The sequence below is a fragment of the Pseudoalteromonas sp. GW168-MNA-CIBAN-0100 genome (assembly GCF_040309225.1).
Lineage (GTDB): Bacteria > Pseudomonadota > Gammaproteobacteria > Enterobacterales > Alteromonadaceae > Pseudoalteromonas > Pseudoalteromonas arctica.
Window position 1 is genome coordinate 54194 of sequence record NZ_JBEOOL010000026.1, and the last position, 17969, is coordinate 72162.

General features: G+C 39.5%; 13 protein-coding genes. 5 read left to right on the forward strand and 8 right to left on the reverse strand.

Going from position 1 to position 17969, the window contains the following annotated elements; all coding sequences use genetic code 11:
• Window position 1 precedes the first annotated feature (1 nt).
• Window positions 2–487, reverse strand: a complete 486-nt coding sequence (locus AAEY62_RS15470; protein ID WP_024591155.1) for a hypothetical protein — start codon at window positions 485–487, stop codon at window positions 2–4.
• 677 nt (window positions 488–1164) lie between these two features.
• On the opposite strand from AAEY62_RS15470, the gene AAEY62_RS15475 reads away from it, so the two are divergent.
• Window positions 1165–4317: a DUF3427 domain-containing protein gene (locus AAEY62_RS15475; protein ID WP_024591154.1), complete on the forward strand. Its 3153-nt coding sequence runs from the start codon at window positions 1165–1167 to the stop codon at window positions 4315–4317.
• A gap of 46 nt (window positions 4318–4363) precedes the next feature.
• On the opposite strand, the gene AAEY62_RS15480 is transcribed toward AAEY62_RS15475, so the two are convergent.
• The 6 genes from AAEY62_RS15480 to AAEY62_RS15505 form a co-directional block, all read right to left on the reverse strand.
• Window positions 4364–5191, reverse strand: a complete 828-nt coding sequence (locus AAEY62_RS15480) for a hypothetical protein (RefSeq protein ID WP_024591153.1) — start codon at window positions 5189–5191, stop codon at window positions 4364–4366.
• A complete protein-coding gene (locus AAEY62_RS15485) occupies window positions 5188–6777 on the reverse strand; it encodes a hypothetical protein (protein WP_024591152.1) in 1590 nt (529 codons plus the stop codon). The genes AAEY62_RS15480 and AAEY62_RS15485 overlap by 4 nt, the downstream gene beginning before the upstream one ends.
• A 4-nt stretch (window positions 6778–6781) precedes the next feature.
• Window positions 6782–8254 carry an OmpA family protein gene (locus AAEY62_RS15490; RefSeq protein ID WP_024591151.1) on the reverse strand — a complete coding sequence of 491 codons (1473 nt, stop codon included), beginning with the start codon at window positions 8252–8254 and terminating at the stop codon, window positions 6782–6784.
• Window positions 8255–8358: 104 nt separating this feature from the next.
• Window positions 8359–11313, reverse strand: coding sequence for a DEAD/DEAH box helicase family protein (locus AAEY62_RS15495; RefSeq protein ID WP_024591150.1), 2955 nt, complete (start codon window positions 11311–11313; stop codon window positions 8359–8361).
• Window positions 11314–11916 carry a class I SAM-dependent methyltransferase gene (locus AAEY62_RS15500; protein ID WP_024591149.1) on the reverse strand — a complete coding sequence of 201 codons (603 nt, stop codon included), beginning with the start codon at window positions 11914–11916 and terminating at the stop codon, window positions 11314–11316.
• A 254-nt stretch (window positions 11917–12170) separates the two neighbouring features.
• Window positions 12171–12299 (reverse strand): hypothetical protein, encoded by a 129-nt coding sequence (locus tag AAEY62_RS15505; RefSeq protein ID WP_269208791.1) that lies wholly within the window; start codon window positions 12297–12299, stop codon window positions 12171–12173.
• A 32-nt stretch (window positions 12300–12331) separates the two neighbouring features.
• Between AAEY62_RS15505 and AAEY62_RS15510 the strand changes: the two genes are divergently transcribed.
• Window positions 12332–12631, forward strand: a complete 300-nt coding sequence (locus AAEY62_RS15510) for a helix-turn-helix domain-containing protein (RefSeq protein WP_024591148.1) — start codon at window positions 12332–12334, stop codon at window positions 12629–12631.
• A 196-nt stretch (window positions 12632–12827) separates the two neighbouring features.
• On the opposite strand, the gene AAEY62_RS15515 is transcribed toward AAEY62_RS15510, so the two are convergent.
• On the reverse strand, window positions 12828–14072 hold the full coding sequence (locus tag AAEY62_RS15515) for a UPF0149 family protein (RefSeq protein ID WP_024591147.1): 1245 nt from the start codon (window positions 14070–14072) through the stop codon (window positions 12828–12830).
• Window positions 14073–14268: 196 nt separating this feature from the next.
• Here AAEY62_RS15515 and AAEY62_RS15520 point away from each other — a divergent pair, with 196 nt between their 5' ends.
• From AAEY62_RS15520 to AAEY62_RS15530, 3 genes are all read left to right on the forward strand, one after another.
• The gene (locus AAEY62_RS15520; RefSeq protein ID WP_024591146.1) at window positions 14269–15009 is read left to right on the forward strand and encodes a substrate-binding periplasmic protein; all 741 of its coding nucleotides are present in this window, start codon (window positions 14269–14271) and stop codon (window positions 15007–15009) included.
• Between the two features lie 13 nt (window positions 15010–15022).
• Window positions 15023–15763 (forward strand): substrate-binding periplasmic protein, encoded by a 741-nt coding sequence (locus AAEY62_RS15525; RefSeq protein ID WP_024591145.1) that lies wholly within the window; start codon window positions 15023–15025, stop codon window positions 15761–15763.
• 288 nt (window positions 15764–16051) lie between these two features.
• Window positions 16052–17650 carry an ABC-F family ATPase gene (locus tag AAEY62_RS15530; RefSeq protein WP_076915521.1) on the forward strand — a complete coding sequence of 533 codons (1599 nt, stop codon included), beginning with the start codon at window positions 16052–16054 and terminating at the stop codon, window positions 17648–17650.
• The last annotated feature ends 319 nt before the right edge of the window (window positions 17651–17969 follow it).

A 17969-nucleotide genomic window follows, 5' to 3' on the forward strand; every position in this document is an offset into this window, starting at 1 on the left:
TTTATGGGCGCCCTTGCCACTGTGCTTCAAACAACTCTTTTTGCTTACCCCTATATTCGCTACACCATACAAAGTCGGCCGAATTCATCCCTTTCTTACGGCAACGTTTGGGCAATTTATAAAATTTTGACCAAGCATCAAGCTTAGCGGCATCTTTATAGCTATCGCTGTGCAAAGACATGTTTGATACTTTTTGATTGAGTAACCAATTGCTATTAGGCGTACGGGTTGGGGTAGAAGAAGTAGCCTGATAAGCACTACCACTCTTTTTAGGCTTACTGCAGTGATTAGCAAGTAAGGTAAATAGCGTTTTATCGCGCGCAGTTAAACGCTCACCTTCTTTATTACTGTAGCCACTTCTAAATTGAGACCGAATAGCTTCGCGCTGCTTTTTAATGCTATCGCATTGAGCTTGTGTGTAAGCCTCACCAGCTTGAGGAAAAGTTGTAAATACGCTAATAAATACCAGTAAAATCCATTTAATCATTATTCATTCCCTGAATTAAAACTTTAAAATAGTGTACCTATAAATGTGAAAAAACACATCAACATTACTAATCCAAAAAGCAAAATTAAAGCTATGGGTTGAGTTCACCTTGTGTCTTGGTTTTTATAAAACACCTGCAAAGTATAAAACCTCACCTACAATAATTAAACCACCACACTCAACAAAACCGTAGGTAGGATTTTACATCGCGCTTTCTCTTTAGTAACTAGCTCATTCCCCCAATCAACAAGCAAAGCTCACCTAAACACCTGTAGGCGCTCAGCTTGCTCGCGCGAAAAGCGTAGCTTTTAAAATAATTTACAAATATCGCGTTGGCGATGGCAACCAAAGAAAGACAAGCGCCGGTCTCTCTTTGGAATCACACGGCACCCCTCAAGTTCACTTACCCTTAAACAAATAATTAATATGAACGTAAACGCGATGAACGCACATCCATGTGCAAGCATCGCTTTCCTCGAATCCATGAATTACTCATTAATTATGTGTTTGCAGGTGAAGTTGAAGGGGATAATTTCTTAGCATCATCATTTGATTACTCTCTCGGCTAATACTTAACTCACACGTTTGTACTTAATTACTAGTAACTTAGTCGATTAATACTTGTAGCTGTACCGCATTTAAGTAAACTAACTACTCGCAAACAGGGAGTGGTTTTAATGCAGCAAATTGGTATTTACGAGCAGTTAATTACGCAAGTAATTAAGCAAAACTTAAATCGTGATCAATTTTATGTGGGTGAGCGCCAGCTTGAAACGGCCGAAGCCGCAACATGGCTTTCACGCTTTTTAAGTAAGCTTGTTGAGCATGCAATAAATGCCATTCCCAACTCGAACGAGCGCCTACAAGAACAGATTAGCCTAGCTAACAGCCTTGTACTTTGGCTTAAAGATCATATTCGCGATGACGAGCTAATTAACGAAAATCTTATCGACAGCCAAGGCCGAATACTTACCGCGCTATTTAATACCCAAAACCCTATTGCGGCCAACCTCAAAGATTACTCAAGCGATATATTCCCACTCACAGGCCTTACGCAAAGCGAGTTATTTAGCGGTGCTAATGCAGGTATATCGCTCGAAACCGAGCTAAAGCGCGAGATTAAATCGTCCGACACTATTTACTGGCTTGTCTCATTTATAAAATGGACGGGGCTGCGCATTTTTAAAAATGAGCTTGAAGCGTTTACTAAAAGCGGTAATAAACTCAAAGTTATTACTACTTCGTACATGGGCGCAACGGATGCTAAAGCCGTTGAGTTTTTAGCAAACCTACCAAATACCGAAGTAAAGCTAAGTTATAACAATCAGCAAGAACGCCTACATGCTAAATCCTACTTATTTATGCGCAATACGGGTTTTCATACAGGATATATTGGCTCGTCTAACTTATCGCATTCGGCGCTTACCAGCGGCCTTGAATGGAACTTAAAAATTACCGCACAAGAAATCCCGCATATAATAGCTAAAACCAAAAGTACGTTTGAAACCTACTGGGAATCAAAAGACTTCGAGCTATTTACAGGCGCTGTTGAGTGTAAAGAAAAGCTCATTAATTCACTTAACGAGCAACGCGGTGTTGGGCAATCAAGCAGCCAGTTTTATTTTGATATAACACCAAAAACGCATCAGCTCGCTATTTTAGAAAAACTAAGTGCTGAGCGCAGCGTACATAAGCGTTTTAAAAACTTAGTAGTTGCCGCAACCGGCACAGGTAAAACAATAATATCGGCGTTCGACTTTAAAACTGTTTACGATAAAAACCCAAACGCACACTTTTTGTTTGTAGCCCACCGCGAAGAAATACTAAAACAAGCGCAAAGCGCTTACCGTGGCGTGCTTAAAAATAACGACTTTGGCGAGCTGTGGGTAGGTAACTACAAACCACAACGCTATAACCAATTATTTGCATCCATCCAAACGCTTAATAGCCAAATTGAATCGCTTAATTTAACGCATGATTACTACGACTACATAGTAATAGACGAAGTACACCACGTAAGCGCTGCTAGTTATCGCGCAATATTAAACCACTTTACGCCCGCAATATTACTTGGCTTAACCGCTACACCAGAGCGACAAGATGGTGCAAATATACTCGATGATTTTTGCGGGGTAATAGCCGCTGAAATTCGCTTACCAGAGGCAATAAATCAACGCCATTTATGCCCATTTCAATACTTTGGATTGGATGACGACACCGACCTAAGCCAAATGACATGGCGTGGTGGCCGTTACGATATAAGTGAGCTAAGTAACCTTTATACAGGGGAGAACAGCCGCGCTAACAAAATTATATCGAGCCTTGCTGATATCGTAACCAATGTTCAAACCATTAAAGCACTCGCGTTTTGCGTAAGCCAAAAACACGCTGAATTTATGGCTAAAAAGTTTAACTTAGCAGATATAAACGCCGATGTACTCACCAGCAAAAACACCAATGAGCGTGCAGCCAAACAACAAGCACTGCGCCAAGGCGAAATACAAATACTTTGCGTGGTTGATATTTTCAACGAAGGTGTCGATATTCCAGAAGTCGATACTTTACTGTTTTTACGCCCAACTGAAAGCCTAACGCTGTTTTTGCAGCAACTAGGCCGTGGTTTGCGTTTACCCGACAACAGCCAAAAGCAATGCTGTACCGTGCTTGACTTTGTAGGTAATGCTCGCCCAGAATACGACTTTGCCAGTAAATTTCGCGCACTCATTGGTAAAAGCAACCAACCGATAAAAACCGAGATTGAAAACAACTTCCCGCATTTACCGCTGGGTTGCCGTATTGAGCTACAAAAGCATACTCAACAAACAATATTAAAAAATATTCAGCAAGCTATAAACTCTAAACGCCGTTTACAGCAACTTATAAATAGCTATTCGCAACACACTAATGACGCGCTTACGCTAAGCAATTTTTTACGTATAAACCCGCAAGTTACTCTTGAAGATATTTACAAACCAAAAGACAAAAAGATCGGCGGCTGGCATTGGCTAAAAGGCGATGAAATTCCAGTAGAACAAACCGATATTTATGCCGCGTATTACCGCGCAATCAACACCCAATTACTCGGCTGCGACTCGCTCAGTTACTTGTGCTTTTTACGTGATTTATGTAATAACAACTTTAGCTTTATGCCAACAGCACAAAACCAACAGTACGCGCTTATGGCGCATTACAATTTTTGGGATGGCACTGGTAAAAGCTTGGGATTTAAAACGCTTGAACAAAGCTTACAAGCACTTAAACACAAAGAGCTACAGCACGAACTTGCTCAAGTAATTACGCTATTAATAAACCGCATACACCAGCAAGAAAGCGATTTAGCATGCCTATCTAATCACGCAATAAAATTACACAGCCGCTACACACGCCAACAAATACTCGCAGCATTTAGGGCGCACTCGTTTAATAAAAAATCGACCGCTCGCGAAGGCGTTTTAGAATTAAAAAATCAAAACCTAGAGCTGTTATTTGTAACGCTGAATAAATGCGAAAAAACCTACTCGCCCACAACGCTGTATCACGACTACGCAATCAGCCCTACTTTGTTCCATTGGCAAACGCAAAACAGCGCCCGCCCAGAACACGGCCGTGGCCTTAGTTATATTCAGCACCAAAAAACAGGCAAAACCATCCTGTTATTTGTGCGCGAACAAGGCAAAGATGAAAACGGCAGAACTATGGGATTTGTAAACTACGGCGAGGTTAAATACCAACACCACAACGGTAGCCAGCCAATGAATATAACGTGGGAGTTAACCAACCCCATGCCAAGTGAAATGTGGCATGAGGCTGGGAAGTTAGCGGTTGGATGATAAATAAAGCAGACAAAAAATGACTGCTATATTTTAAGTGTGAACATCACTCAATATCGGTTAAAAGTTTTGGGGTACCAAATTGCTTTAGCGAGCCACCCGCCTGCTCAATAACTTTCAACCAAAACAATTTAAGTGAATTAAGGTCTGCTTGAGAAGAATATGCTCGCCCACCGTTTGCGTAGCCGCCACCTATAACAAATACATCTACTTGAGCTAGCGCAGTTGGAGAAACAACTGCTGAATACTTTGCAAATTCATCATCCGCATTAATGGCTCTAATACTGCCTGAAGCATAAAAACTAGAAATATCAGAATTTTCCAACATATCAGATACAAGAATCATTATTCTACGTTGAGTATTATTTTTAATATAAATAGCTGAAGATACATCCAGTATTGATCCCACAAGCTCAGTTTTAGGATAACTTTGATCGCTATCGTGGAATGAAGCTTTCAGTTTTTCATGAACCAGATCAATAGCTTTATTGCTTTGCATCTCCATACATTTATCAAATTTCCCTAATTTTATACGGTTCATTGCATTGCGCTGTTCCTCCTTGAGAGGCTGGTCAAATTCTCCTTCAAATGCAATGTCGGTATAGTGACCTTGTGCATTTGCTGAAAAGGAAACTATTCGAATGCGATCACCAGGACCTAAAAGTTGCTGCACTTGTTTATGGACACTTTTTTTAAGATTTGTATCTAAATTCACTGTCTGATCGACTAAAACAACAACATCTCTAATTGAGGTAGCTGGTTTTAATTCAGTCATATCAGCGTAAGTATAACAAGAAATAATGTCATCTCTATCCGTCTCAGCAAAGGCTAAAGAGCTAGTCATTACTGCTAGCAACATCAATTGCTTAATCATAATTTACCTTCTGCTTTTAATTTTTCAAGAACACGAGCTCTCTGCTCTTCTGGAGTTTCTTGTTTCTTAGCCTGTGCTTCGGCAAGAATCTGCTTTTCTAGTTCTTCATCACTTAACGATTGCTCTTTTGTTTCGGTAAGAATCTGGCTCTCAATCTCTTCATCTGTAGGTTGTTCAATCCGAGAATTAGAGCTCACAGCTTTAAATTCATCCGCCGTAACTTGGCTAGCAGACTTAGAAATAATATCTGAGTGCTCACGCTCTCTCTCAAGCATAGTTTGTGTTTGTCGATTTCGACTTGATAAAGACTGTTCTGACTCTTGCTCTACATACCTAAGGAAAGTTCGGTCAGATGCCTTCTTAAGTAAATCTGATACACTGCTATTCATAGTGCTATCTATAAGCACTTTGGCCATACGAGATTGCAAGTCTCCAAGTGTTTTTTGAGCACGTTGTGATATTCTCTTGCTCTTTGCATCCATTGCAGCTTCATATTGATTTTTTGTGTTGAACTTGTGTGTATTCTTCCAAGCCGACTTTGAATGTTTACCTACAAAACCAAACTTAAAAGAAACCCAAGTAGCGAATGCTTGTAAAACAATAAATAAAATAGCAAGCATACCAAATGTAGCCCAGCTACCTTCTTTTGTTGCCTGACAGATCTCACTTTCACCTTTTCCTACAGCTTCTGCTGAAACTTTCTGAGACTCAAGCGGAGGTGGTGGTGTTGAACTATATAGGTCATCCAAGCTTGTTAAAGCTGCATTTGATGTTGCTGAACTAGGTTGGCACATTGCATCTTGTGTTTGTGCAACTTCGAGTGTTTTAACTCGAACAAAAGTAATGATGATACCTATAGCAATAATTGCGACTAAAGCACCTATTGTAAATGTATGTTTCTTCCTTGGAGAATTAACATCTAACCGATTAAGCCGTTGCTTATATTTTGGTCCATTTTCATCAGTAAAATTGTCAATTTCGTAGTCAAAATCGATATCATCTAAAGTTCTAGGTCTACTTTCTGTATCATCAACTTGCCAGTTATTACGTATACGACCAAGAATGCCGTTACGATAAAGCTCATGACCCATCATATGAGTCAAAAATGCAAGAATAACTGCAAAAGCAATTGCCACAATCCAAGTCATTGTAACTCGTGTATTTTCAGATGCGCTTAAGTCAATGAAACCAGCCATTGTGTAGCTAAAACCCCAAGCTTCTAAAACGAGAACTGCAAACAAGCCAAGCATCAATAATGTACCTAAGGGCTTCCTCCCTGATTCACCTACAATTGATAAATATTTTTTACTAGATTCGTAATAATCTCCATCTTTATGAATTTGAGAGTACAATTCACCATAGTCTTGACAGACAACTGTTTCTGAATGAAACCAGCGTCCGGCAGTATCTGGGTTTTTAGCCAGTGAACGTAATTTACTAAATAAAAAGTTATGATATTTAAATCCTTTCCACCACAAACTAACAGCATCCCAGTTGGTGTATGCAATGTACGCAAAAATAGAAAGCGTAGCAGCGATAACAATAAGAATATCGCGATAAGTTTGTAATACACTGAATAAGTCCATCGTTTTATCCTTTTACTAAATTCATGTTGAATGCTTTTGCCATTAATTCATTATTTTCTTGATAAATAACAGCACTAGCTTGTGTCTGAGTAGAACCATTGGTACTAAATACCACATCACTACAGCGCATTAGTGCATTATCATCCTGAGCAAACATACGAACTAAAACAGTTCCGTCTCCACGGTATGTTTCTACACTTACAGGGTATTTAAGATCAGCCTTAGTTGCGCTGCCATCATATTGTTTATAGAAACTGAAATATGGTTTATGCGTAGGGTTAAGATTATTCTTTTCTATACCGATAGGACCAAGTGTTATTGCTGTAGAACCAGCCATACCGTACCATGCAGTTCCAAAAAGATTACTAATACTGTCTGCAACTTTAGCTTTCTGAATAGGCCTTCCGTTATATGGTTTAAGTGAAGATTGAACAACTGGTGCCGCATAGGCACAACTTCCCATAAATTCGGAATCGTCAGCATTTGCAGCTGTAAAAAAAGTCATAAACGACTCTTCTTCTCTTTCACCCAAAGCTGTTATCACATAACTCTTATCAAACTCTTCAAGTTTAACTCCCTGTAACCCAAGGCTTGTAGAGTGCTGATTATTACTTACAGACACGGTGGGGGTAGGTAGTGATTTTTTAGTTTTAACTTTAACAGGAAGGTCATTTATTACATTTTCAATACGTGTTTTCTTTGCACTTGCAACTTGGATAACCTGCTCATCTGATACAGTATTCGCTTGAGCCGACTCGCCGGTTGTATCTATGAGCACGTCTATTATTTCAAAGCGACGATTTTTGCTTTTTCCTTCATTCGTTAAGTTACTCGCTACAGGTTGTGACTCGCCCACACCTTCAAAAAACAGACGGTTCTCATTTACGCCAGCATTTACAAGTTCATTAGCAATAAATTTTGCGCGCTTTTCTGATAAGCGTTGGTTAAACGCTGCAGACCCTGAACTGTCTGTATGCCCAACAACATATAGTTTTGAAGCTGGATCAAGTGATTTTACATAACCTTTGAGAAATTTTTGTAAGTTTGCAAGTTGTTCAGAATCTGTTATTTGGGCTTTTCCTGAGTCGAACATTGGCTTTTCGGTGGATAATGAAAGCTGAGACGCTATCACGTTTTCAGTGGCGTTTTCTGAAAAGCTAGCCCCATTAGCTTCGTTATTAGAGATACGCTCAAATTCTGGTTTTAATGAGCTTTCCTCTGCAAGTTTGGCTAACTCCTCTTCTCTTTTATCTAAATAGTAGCCTGCGCCACATCCAGCAATAAAACCTACCCCTGCGCCCATGACTGCTTTTTTTGGATCGCCTGTTACCAAAAAAGTACCTAACGCACCAACTACAGCCCCACCAACACACCCTATAGTTGTGTTAGATATATTATTTGTAGCAGCACAACCGCTTAGTACTAACGGAGCTGCAAGCACTAAGGCAGCAGTTCTATGGATTTTTTTACATTTCATTTTTTATTTTCCTTTTTGAAATGATTACTTTTAATTTATACAACGCAAAAATAAACTGCAATTTAAAGCTTTGCCTGGAAGCTGCGCACCTAAAAATGATCAAATTACTCTGGTACTATTTGTTTAAACCGTGCGAACGTTCGCATGTTTTCATCTGCAATCATTACTTCGTAATCTGGATTTTGAGCAATTAGCTCGTATTGCCCATTCGATAGTTTATTAACTTTGCGCAATAAGTACTGGTCATCTCCGCCTATATCATCTCGCTCTATCGCGACAATTTGGCCACGTAACGATCCGGCTTTATCGGATGTTATAAGCTCAAGTAGCAGTAAATCGCCATCGTAAATTGGGTTTTTACCACCGTTCATAGAGTTGCCCGATGCGCGTGCTAAAAAATGCACGTTTGGATCAAGCTTGCCCGCGCCAAATGGTGCGTCCATTAATTCCATATCGCTTTCATCCCCTGTTTTAAAATGTCCGCAGGCAATTTTAATATTGGGGAAGTACGGTAGTTTTAATGCGTTATCTTGCTCTTTTACTGTATCTGCAAGATCTTTAAACTCTAACTGAGTTACATTGTCAGCTTTTTGCTCTGTATTTTGTTTCGTGGTTGGCGTTTTAACTTTTAGTCGCTGGCTGTATTTAGCTAAGGTGTATTCAACCAGCTCTAACACGGCGCTGTTTAGTAATTCGCGTTTTTCTGCGGTTACGTCAAACATGGCTTTTACGGTGTCGTTTTGTAAGGTAAACCATTGAGTGCCGTCTTTATTTTTATTGGTGTAGGCTTTAATTGGATTTTTACGCCAGTAGCTTTGCCATGTTTGGGAATCTGCAGCTGCTTGCTGTTCTTTAATAGGTAAATCGTGTTGCTTTAAATTTGGATGGCGCGCGAGTACCTTTGCGCTCATGGCTGCAAGTTCTGCAACTGTTGGGGATTTAGCAAAGCCATTTAAAGCGACATAAGCTTCAAGCAAAATAGCTTTGAAGCATTTGGTCATACTGGTTGTTTGTATGCCTTTATGTAAAAAGTCGTAAAACGGCGCTAATTGCTCAGCACTTTGCTGTGCTTCGTCATCAATGTTTTGTGTTTTAGCAATTAGCTCAAACCAACTAGTATAGTTGCTGTTTATCTTTTTTATATCGCCGTAGTGGTAGTAAAACTCACTTAATGTGGGTAAATGCCCAAGTTGTTCAGCCAGTTGCATTATATCTTCTAACGCTGTGGTGCGTTGTGATTTAGCAAGTTGTTGCCAAAAGTCGGTAACTTTTAAATCAATATTTATAAAGCAGCCATCAGCAAGGTTTGGTTTTTTAAGCTTTTTAACTACACCAGTTGGCGTGGTTTCATGAAGTAGCGCATAAGGTTTATTTAAAAAGCTGTGGTGGTTACCAATAAAATCGAGCACCACTAAATGTGTTTTACCTTCGAGGGTGCGTAAACCCCGCCCTAATTGCTGTAAAAAGAGTATTTTAGAGTCGCTTGGGCGCAACATTAATATGGTATCAATGCTTGGTAAATCAGTCCCCTCGTTAAACAAATCAACGGTAAATAATACTTCAACTTGACGCTGTTCTAATTGTTTTAGTGCATCATTACGGCGTACTTTTGACTGGTTATGTACAGATAGCGCTTTTACACCCGCATTATTAAATGCAGCCGCCATATAATCAGCATGTTTAGTAGATATACAAAAACCTAATGTGCGCTGCTGTTTGTATTGCTGCCACTGTAAAAGTGCGTGGTCTGCCCGTTTTTCGGTTGCAAATTTGTTTTCAAGTGCTGTTGGATCAAATCGGCCATTACGCCACGGAATAGCTTGGTAGTTTACGTTTTCATCCCAAATACCGTAGTAATGAAATGGAACTAACGTTTTTTGGTCTATCCCCTGCGTTAAGTTACGCTCAAATACTAGGTTGTTGTCGCATAACCCTAAAATATCAGCTTGGTCGGTACGCTCTGGTGTAGCTGTTAAACCCAGTAAAAACTTGGGTTCAAAGTAGTTTAAAAGCTGGCGATATACGCGCGCACTTGCATGATGAAATTCGTCAACAATAATGTAATCAAATGCTGTTGGTGCAAACTGCTTTAAGTGATTACTTCGGCCAATGGTTTGAATAGAGGCAAATAAACACTCAGCGTTTTTGTCTCGCTGTTTACCGTTATAAAACCCAGTAGATAGAGTAAGTAATTCAGAAAAAGTACGCTGTGCTTGCAAAAGTATTTCTTCGCGATGCGCTACAAATAAAACGCGTTTAGCTTTGAATTGTTTTACATCAAATGCACTTAACCATGTTTTACCCATGCCCGTTGCTAATACCACTAAACCACGTTTAAAACCCTCTGTACGGGTTTGCGCTAGGGCATTAAGCGCTTCAATTTGAGCTGGCCTTGGTGTTTTAGCTTCATTCTTTTCAATAACTTGCTCAGCTGTATCAGCGTGGTTTACCGATACAAACTGCTGTGTTTTACGCCTAGTAATGTAGCTATTTATCCATTCATGGCTTAAATGGGTAACAAATTCGTGATTAAAAATATTTTCAAAAGCTGTGCGAATACTTAAAAACTGCTTTGCTGCTTGGCTTGTTTTTGGTTGTGTATAATCGTGTCTAAAATTCCACTCATGACCTTTGGTTAATGCGCTGGCACTAATATTACTTGAGCCAATAAAGGCACAGCCATCAGTAATCTCTTTTTGGTCGTTTGTTTTTATAAAAATATACGACTTCATATGAAAACTTTGATTACTGTGCGTTTGGTAAATACGCACATCGGCTCCACGATCTACTAATGCCATAAGTTCTCTCAACGCATTAGGGTGAGTAATATCAAGGTAGTCTGAGGTAAGTAGTTTGAGCGTTGCGCCGCTTTGTAAAGCTTCGCTTAGGGGGTCGAACAACAGTGCTAAGCCACTTGGCTGAATAAATGAAACTGTAATTTCAATCTCAGTGGCATTGTTTATGGCATGTACAAGGTTGGGTAATAACGGATCATTATCACCCGTAATAAGCTGTCGGTTATTATTCTGCAGGTGTTGATGTTCGCTAAAACTATTCACTTATAATTTCGCTTTGCTATGCGTTAACAAGGCATTTAACCATACTTCGCTTTCGCGCCCTGGGCGCTGATCAACACTTTGCCAGTGCTTCATTATGCTCAATTGCGTGTGCTGATTGATTAAATCACTTAATAATTGCTCGGTTAAATCGGTAAATTCACGACCATTATGCACACGTTCTGTATCGCCATATTTAAACGATATATACAAAACGCCATTCGGTTTAAGCGCATTTTGTAGGTTTAAAAACACCTGCGGTAACTCAGCCTTTGGAACGTGCAATAAACTAGCGCAGCACCAAATCCCGTCGTATTGATTTACACTATTTAGCTCTTGGAATGTTTTAACCGCCACAGGTTGCTGTAAGTAACTGCTTGCCAACTCTGCCAGCTCTGGGCTTGCATCAAACGCACTTACAGTGAAACCCTGCGCTTTAAAAAATGCGGCATCGCGCGCACTGCCACAACCGGCATCTAAAATACTCCCGCGTTGTGCAACGTGCGGTAAAAACTCAGCATAAAGCGCCGACATATCAACGTTAAGTGTTGAGTCGCTAAAAGCTTTGGCGTTTTGGTTGTAATAAGTAAGTGTGGTGTTTGACACGAGACTCACCGCTCCTTGGCTAATCGTTTAACAGCTAAGGCGCTGTTAATACTGCATTCATTATTTGTTTAATCTACAGGAACAAGCGCATTAAATATAGGCTTAATAAGTAGAAATTTTTAAATTAATACGCCGTTGTTATTAAGCACTGATGCTGAGTGATACATACGCAGTATAAAATTTAAAATGCAATACAAACGCCCTTATCTGTGTTCCTCTAGTGTGTTGTCAGATTCCAAGGGCGCTTGCAATCCTTAGTAACGAGATATTAAGCCGCCTCTCATTAAAAATCTCTGCTCTAAAACACCAACAAACAAATTACCAATAACTTTTAAATCATCACTTTTATTTGCAAACAAGCCAAATACCGCTAAAATAATCATTAACACCTTAATGACCGAGTAGGCACTCATTAATGAGATCGGAACAAGCTTTAAAAATGGCGCAGCGATTAGGGGATTTAATACGCCAGCACCGCACTTTGCATTACACGCAAAGCACCTTTGCAAAAATGATTGGTGTGTCGCGCTCTACTGTGCAAAAACTTGAGCAAGGCGAGACAGTTAAAAGCGATATTTTATTTGAAGCTTTAGTCGTGTTGCAATTACAAGGATCGCTCCTTGATGAAATTAATGAATTAGCCGCCGATGTAGGTGGCTACAATGCACGGCAACGTAAAACCAATAAAGCGCAGGTTATTAACGATGACTTCTGAATGTTATGTGTTTATTGACGGGTTTGAAATTTATTATTTCAAGTATGGCGCTTTACGAACACAAGCGACATTGATGCTGCACGCTTAACAAGCGTGATTTCTACTATTGAATAAAAAACTCAAAAAGCGGTTATGCACTTCAAAATTGAATCTGCGTTATGTTTAGCGCGATATAAATCACGCTAAACGTTTTTTGTTACTTTTTTCTTAGCCAAAAAAGACTCGCAGGCACCGAAATCCACGCCTGCTTACCTAACGAATCAAGGTAAACAGCTACTTCTTCTTTACTGCCTGGGCTGAAATATGACGGCTGTTGTTCTTTTAGTTTTTCTTGTCCGGTGAGTATTTTGCTAAAGTGTTTATTTTGCTGCTGGAGCATTTTTTTGTATTCGTTAGCGGGTTTTGAATCACCATGCATTACAAAAGCACTTAGCGCACGGCTTGCTGTTGTGTGTAGTTCTTGAAAATCAAAGTCGGCCAATAGCGCTTCTAACTTTTCCCATTGTTTATTAATAATTAGGCAGTTCATTAATAAAAAGCGGTTTGCTTGATTGTCGTTTGGGTTTAGCTTTAATAACTCTTCGAGTTCTGATTGCGCTTTTTGGGTATAACCATGCAGTGCGTGTATTTTTGCTCGATGCGCGCGAAGCATCATATAAGGTCGGGTTTCGTGCAAACCCCAAAAGTACCCGGTGTTGTCTTTAATAAACTGCTTTGTTATGAGCCCACTTTCCATTATTTCTAAAAGCATTTGCATTGGCTCAAGTGCTTTTAGCTCGGTATCGGCAAGTACTAGTTCAAGTAGTTCATCAAATTCATCTAATTCATTTGGCTCTTCGTCTAAAAAGTGGTTGTTAAATTCGGCTTCGTTTTCATCAAATACTGCTCGCTCGTTACTAAATCGAAGTTCAAAAATAGCGTCGGCCATAAAATAAACATAATTACGTTTATATTCTTGGGCGTTGTATTGGGCAAATTCACCAAACTCTTTTGCGGCGATTTTGGGGCTTGTAAATGCTTTTAACACTGTAGTAAAGCTGTTTATAGAACGTTTTTGCTCTGTATTGAGCATGCGTTTATTTATATTTTTAAGCGCCTGTAAAACCCCTTTACAGTAATTTGGTAGGGGCATATTCGGCTTTAGTGACTCACGGTAGTCTTGTTTAGATAGGCTGCATTTTGCTGGCATTTTTAATTCGTTTTGAATTATTTTATCCATGCTTTGGTTATACAGAGCCATTAAGCTTTCGAGGTATTTTAGCTCAGTCTCGTTTTGAATATTAAACTCTCCAAATAGATCTGGGTGCCACTCACTGGGAACAAGTAGTTGAGGTAATACACCTAATCCCATTAAGTAGCCTTGGATAAAGTAATAATCTGGTTTTTTAGTGCTTAATTCACTGAGTTTTATAACATCACTGCGTATTTTGGCTGGTGACATAACGTGCCCTGCTATGTATAAATTTATTATTAGTGTACCCATAGATAAAGCTACCAACAACGCTAGTTTAGTTGTTTTATCCTAAAAATGAATTTTTAACGGAATATTTACAAATTTAACAAGCCCGCGCCGCTAAAATACAAAAGCTGGTTTATACTGTTGTAATAATAAGCAAAAATAATAACTATGAGGCGCAATGAATAAATTAATTACTGTATTTTTATGTTTGCTGTTTACGGCTCCGTTTAATGTGTTTGCTTGTGAGAGAACCTTTAGCGTGGCATCGCACGATGCTTTTTGGCCACCTTATGTAATGGGTATTAACGGTAAACTGCAAGGCTCGGAGGTTGATGCGCTTAACATTATATTTGCTGACTCCCCTTTTTGTTTTGAAGTTAAGTTACTACCAAATTCTAAGCGGGCTTTTATTGAGCTTAAATACGGCCGTATTGATTTAGGATGGGCAGCAAGTTATACCGATAAACGCGCTAAATATGTGCACTTTAGTGATACCTACCGAACTGAAGTTATGCGTTTGTACGAAAATACAAACAATCAGCATAACGTTAAAAACCTCGAAGATATTTTTAAACAAGGCCTTACCGTGGGCGCTAACTTTGGAAGCTATTACGGCGAGGAATTTGAGCAATATAAAACTAAATATAAAAAGCAGATTGAATACACTAGTGCAACTAGTAAGCGCTTTGAAATGCTTAATAAACAACGTATTGATTTTGCTATTGAAGACGAGTTAGTGGGGGCTTATTTTGGCAAAAAAGGCTCAAATATAAAATTAGTAACCAATATTGAGTATGTAAACAAGGACGACATTTATTTAATGTTTAGCAAACAAACGGTGTCGGTTACTGAGCTTGCGGTAATTAATGAATATATAAACAAAAATAAAACAGCACTTAAAGCGTTGTTTGAACACTAATTTAAGGAGTGTAATGAAAACTTTATTTTTAGCATTTACTACACTGCTATTTACTCACTTTAATGCCCTTGCGTGTTCAAAAACATTAGTAATGGGCACTAACGAAACTAATTGGCCGCCTTACCTTGTTAAGCAAGGTGATACATTTTTAGGCGCAGAAGTGGATGCTGCAAACGCTATTTTTAAAGATTCAAAATTTTGTATTAAATGGACTTATTTTCCGAGTTTTTCACGTGTTCAAGCTGAGCTTAAAAATGGCCGAGTAGATATGACCTACGCGGCAAGTTATACAGAACAACGCGCTCAATATGCGCATTTTAGCTTGCCTTACCGCGACGAGGTTATGCGGCTTTATAAACATAAAGATACGCCTGATGTAACAAGCTTAGCTGAGCTTTTTAGTAAAAAGTTTACAGCTGGTATTAACCGTGGGAGCTTTTTTGGTAACGAGCTTGAACAGTTAAAAACTAAGTATCCAACACAGGTGGTGCTTACTGCTCAAGCAAATAATCGATTTAGTATGTTAGATAAAAAACGAATTGACTATGTTATTGAAGACTCTGCTGTTGCACAGTACTTTGTAAAAAAACATCCCTCAATTACGCAGGTAAAGTCTATTACACCGATTAACGTTAACAACGTACATTTTATGCTAAGTAAAGAGTCGCTAACTCTTGATGACGTGGCAACCGTTAATCAATTAATTACTAAAAATGCAGCCGCTATAAAGTTAATTTATCAACCTGTGCATTAAAGCATGGGTAATAACTTAGCTCTTTGACTGCAACACTTCTTTAATATTACTGTCGGTGGTGCTTACGCTCCCCTCTGTAAGTAAGCAACACCGCTCACGCTAAAAATAGTGGCTTAAAATCGAGAATTGCCGTTATTTTCGCTTGGTTATAAATTAGCTGCCTTTTATCTTTCATTCGTTGTGGCTGATCTGTATAATTCGCCAGCTAATTTACCCTATTGTCTGGTTCTTGTTTGTGGCGTTTTGCTGCAGCGTACTCCTGTCAGTACTAATCTAGGATTACCCTTTTTGATCTCCACCGCAAATATTACGATGCAGTTTGGCGCAGAGCCGTTGTTTGAAAACATTTCAGCTAAATTTGGTAACGGTAACCGTTACGGTTTAATTGGCGCTAACGGCTGCGGCAAGTCGACTTTCATGAAAATTTTAAGCGGTGCGCTTGTTCCAAGTGCGGGTAATGTATCTATTACTCCAGGGTTGAAATTAGGTAACCTAAGCCAAGACCAGTTTGCTTTTGAGCAATACAGCGTTGTAGACGCGGTAATTATGGGCGACGTGGAGCTTTGGAAAGTAAAGCAAGAGCGCGAACGTATTTACTCGTTACCAGAAATGAGCGAAGACGACGGTATGAAAGTAGCCGATCTTGAAAGCATATTTGCTGAAATGGACGGTTACACGGCAGAGAGCCGCGCTGAAGAAATTTTGCTTGAAGCGGGTATCGATAAAGAATTTCATTACGGGTTAATGGCAAACGTTGCTCCAGGTTGGAAACTACGTGTGCTTTTAGCACAAGCGTTATTTGCAAATCCTGACATTTTGCTACTGGATGAGCCTACCAATAACTTGGACATTCATACAATTACGTGGCTTGCTAACGAGCTTAACAAACGTAAATGTACGATGATTATTATTTCGCATGACCGTCACTTTTTAAACTCGGTATGTACACACATGGCCGACATTGATTACGGCGAGCTGCGTATTTACCCTGGTAACTACGAGAAATTTTTAGATGCTGCGGGCCTACAACGCGAGCAACTTTTAGCTGAAAACGCTAAAAAGAGCGCTGAGATTGACGAGCTACAAGACTTTGTTAACCGTTTTGGTGCTAACGCTTCTAAAGCTAAACAAGCAAGTTCGCGCGCTAAAAAAATGGATAAAATTAAGCTTGATGAAGTTAAATCTTCAAGCCGTATGAGCCCATCACTTTCGTTTGACGAAGGTAAAAAAATGTATCGTCAAGCGCTTGAAGTTAATAAGCTTGGCCATGGTTTTGATGGCGAAACATTATTTACTGGTGGCGACTTACTACTAGAAGCTGGCGCTAAGCTTGCTGTAATTGGCGAAAATGGTGTGGGTAAAACTACATTTTTACGCTGTTTAGTAGACGAGCTTAAAAGTAATGAAGGCGAAATTAAATGGTCTGAAAATGCGACCTTTGGTTATTGCCCGCAAGACAGCACTAAAGATTTTGAAAACGATTTAACGTTGTTTGATTGGATGTCGCAATGGCGTACAGCTAAGCACAACGATTTAATGGTTCGTGGCATGTTAGGCCGTTTGTTGTTTACAGCAGACGATTCAAACAAAAAAGCGCGTAACTGTTCTGGTGGTGAAAAAAACCGCCTGTTATTTGGTAAGTTAATGATGCAAGACGTTAATGTGCTTGTTATGGACGAACCAACTAACCACATGGATATGGAAGCCATTGAAGCGCTTAACAATGCGCTTAAAGACTTTGAAGGTACGCTTATTTTTGTAAGCCATGACCGCGAGTTTGTATCGTCATTAGCTACGCGTATCATTGATATTAAAGATAAAAAAGTAATCGACTTCCAAGGTACGTTTGACGAATACCTAGCAAGTTGTGAAGAGAAAAAAGCGTAAACTTTTTCTTATTGCTTATAAAGCGGTGCTAAATTTAGCGCCGTTTTTTTATGTGTGGTGAAAGTTAAATTTTTAGAGGCCATAACCCCTGTAGACGCGCAGCTTGCTGGCGTTTAAAAGCAACGCTTTTACAATAGGTGGTTGAGTAATTAGAAGCTGCGCTTCTCGCGTGAGCAAGCTCTACGCCTACAACAAAATTTAACACTGCGGTTTGATTTAACTTGTAGACGCGCAGCTTGCTAGCGTTTAAAAGCAACGCTTTTACAATAGGTGGTTGAGTAATTAGAAGCTGCGCTTCTCGCGTGAGCAAGCTCTACGC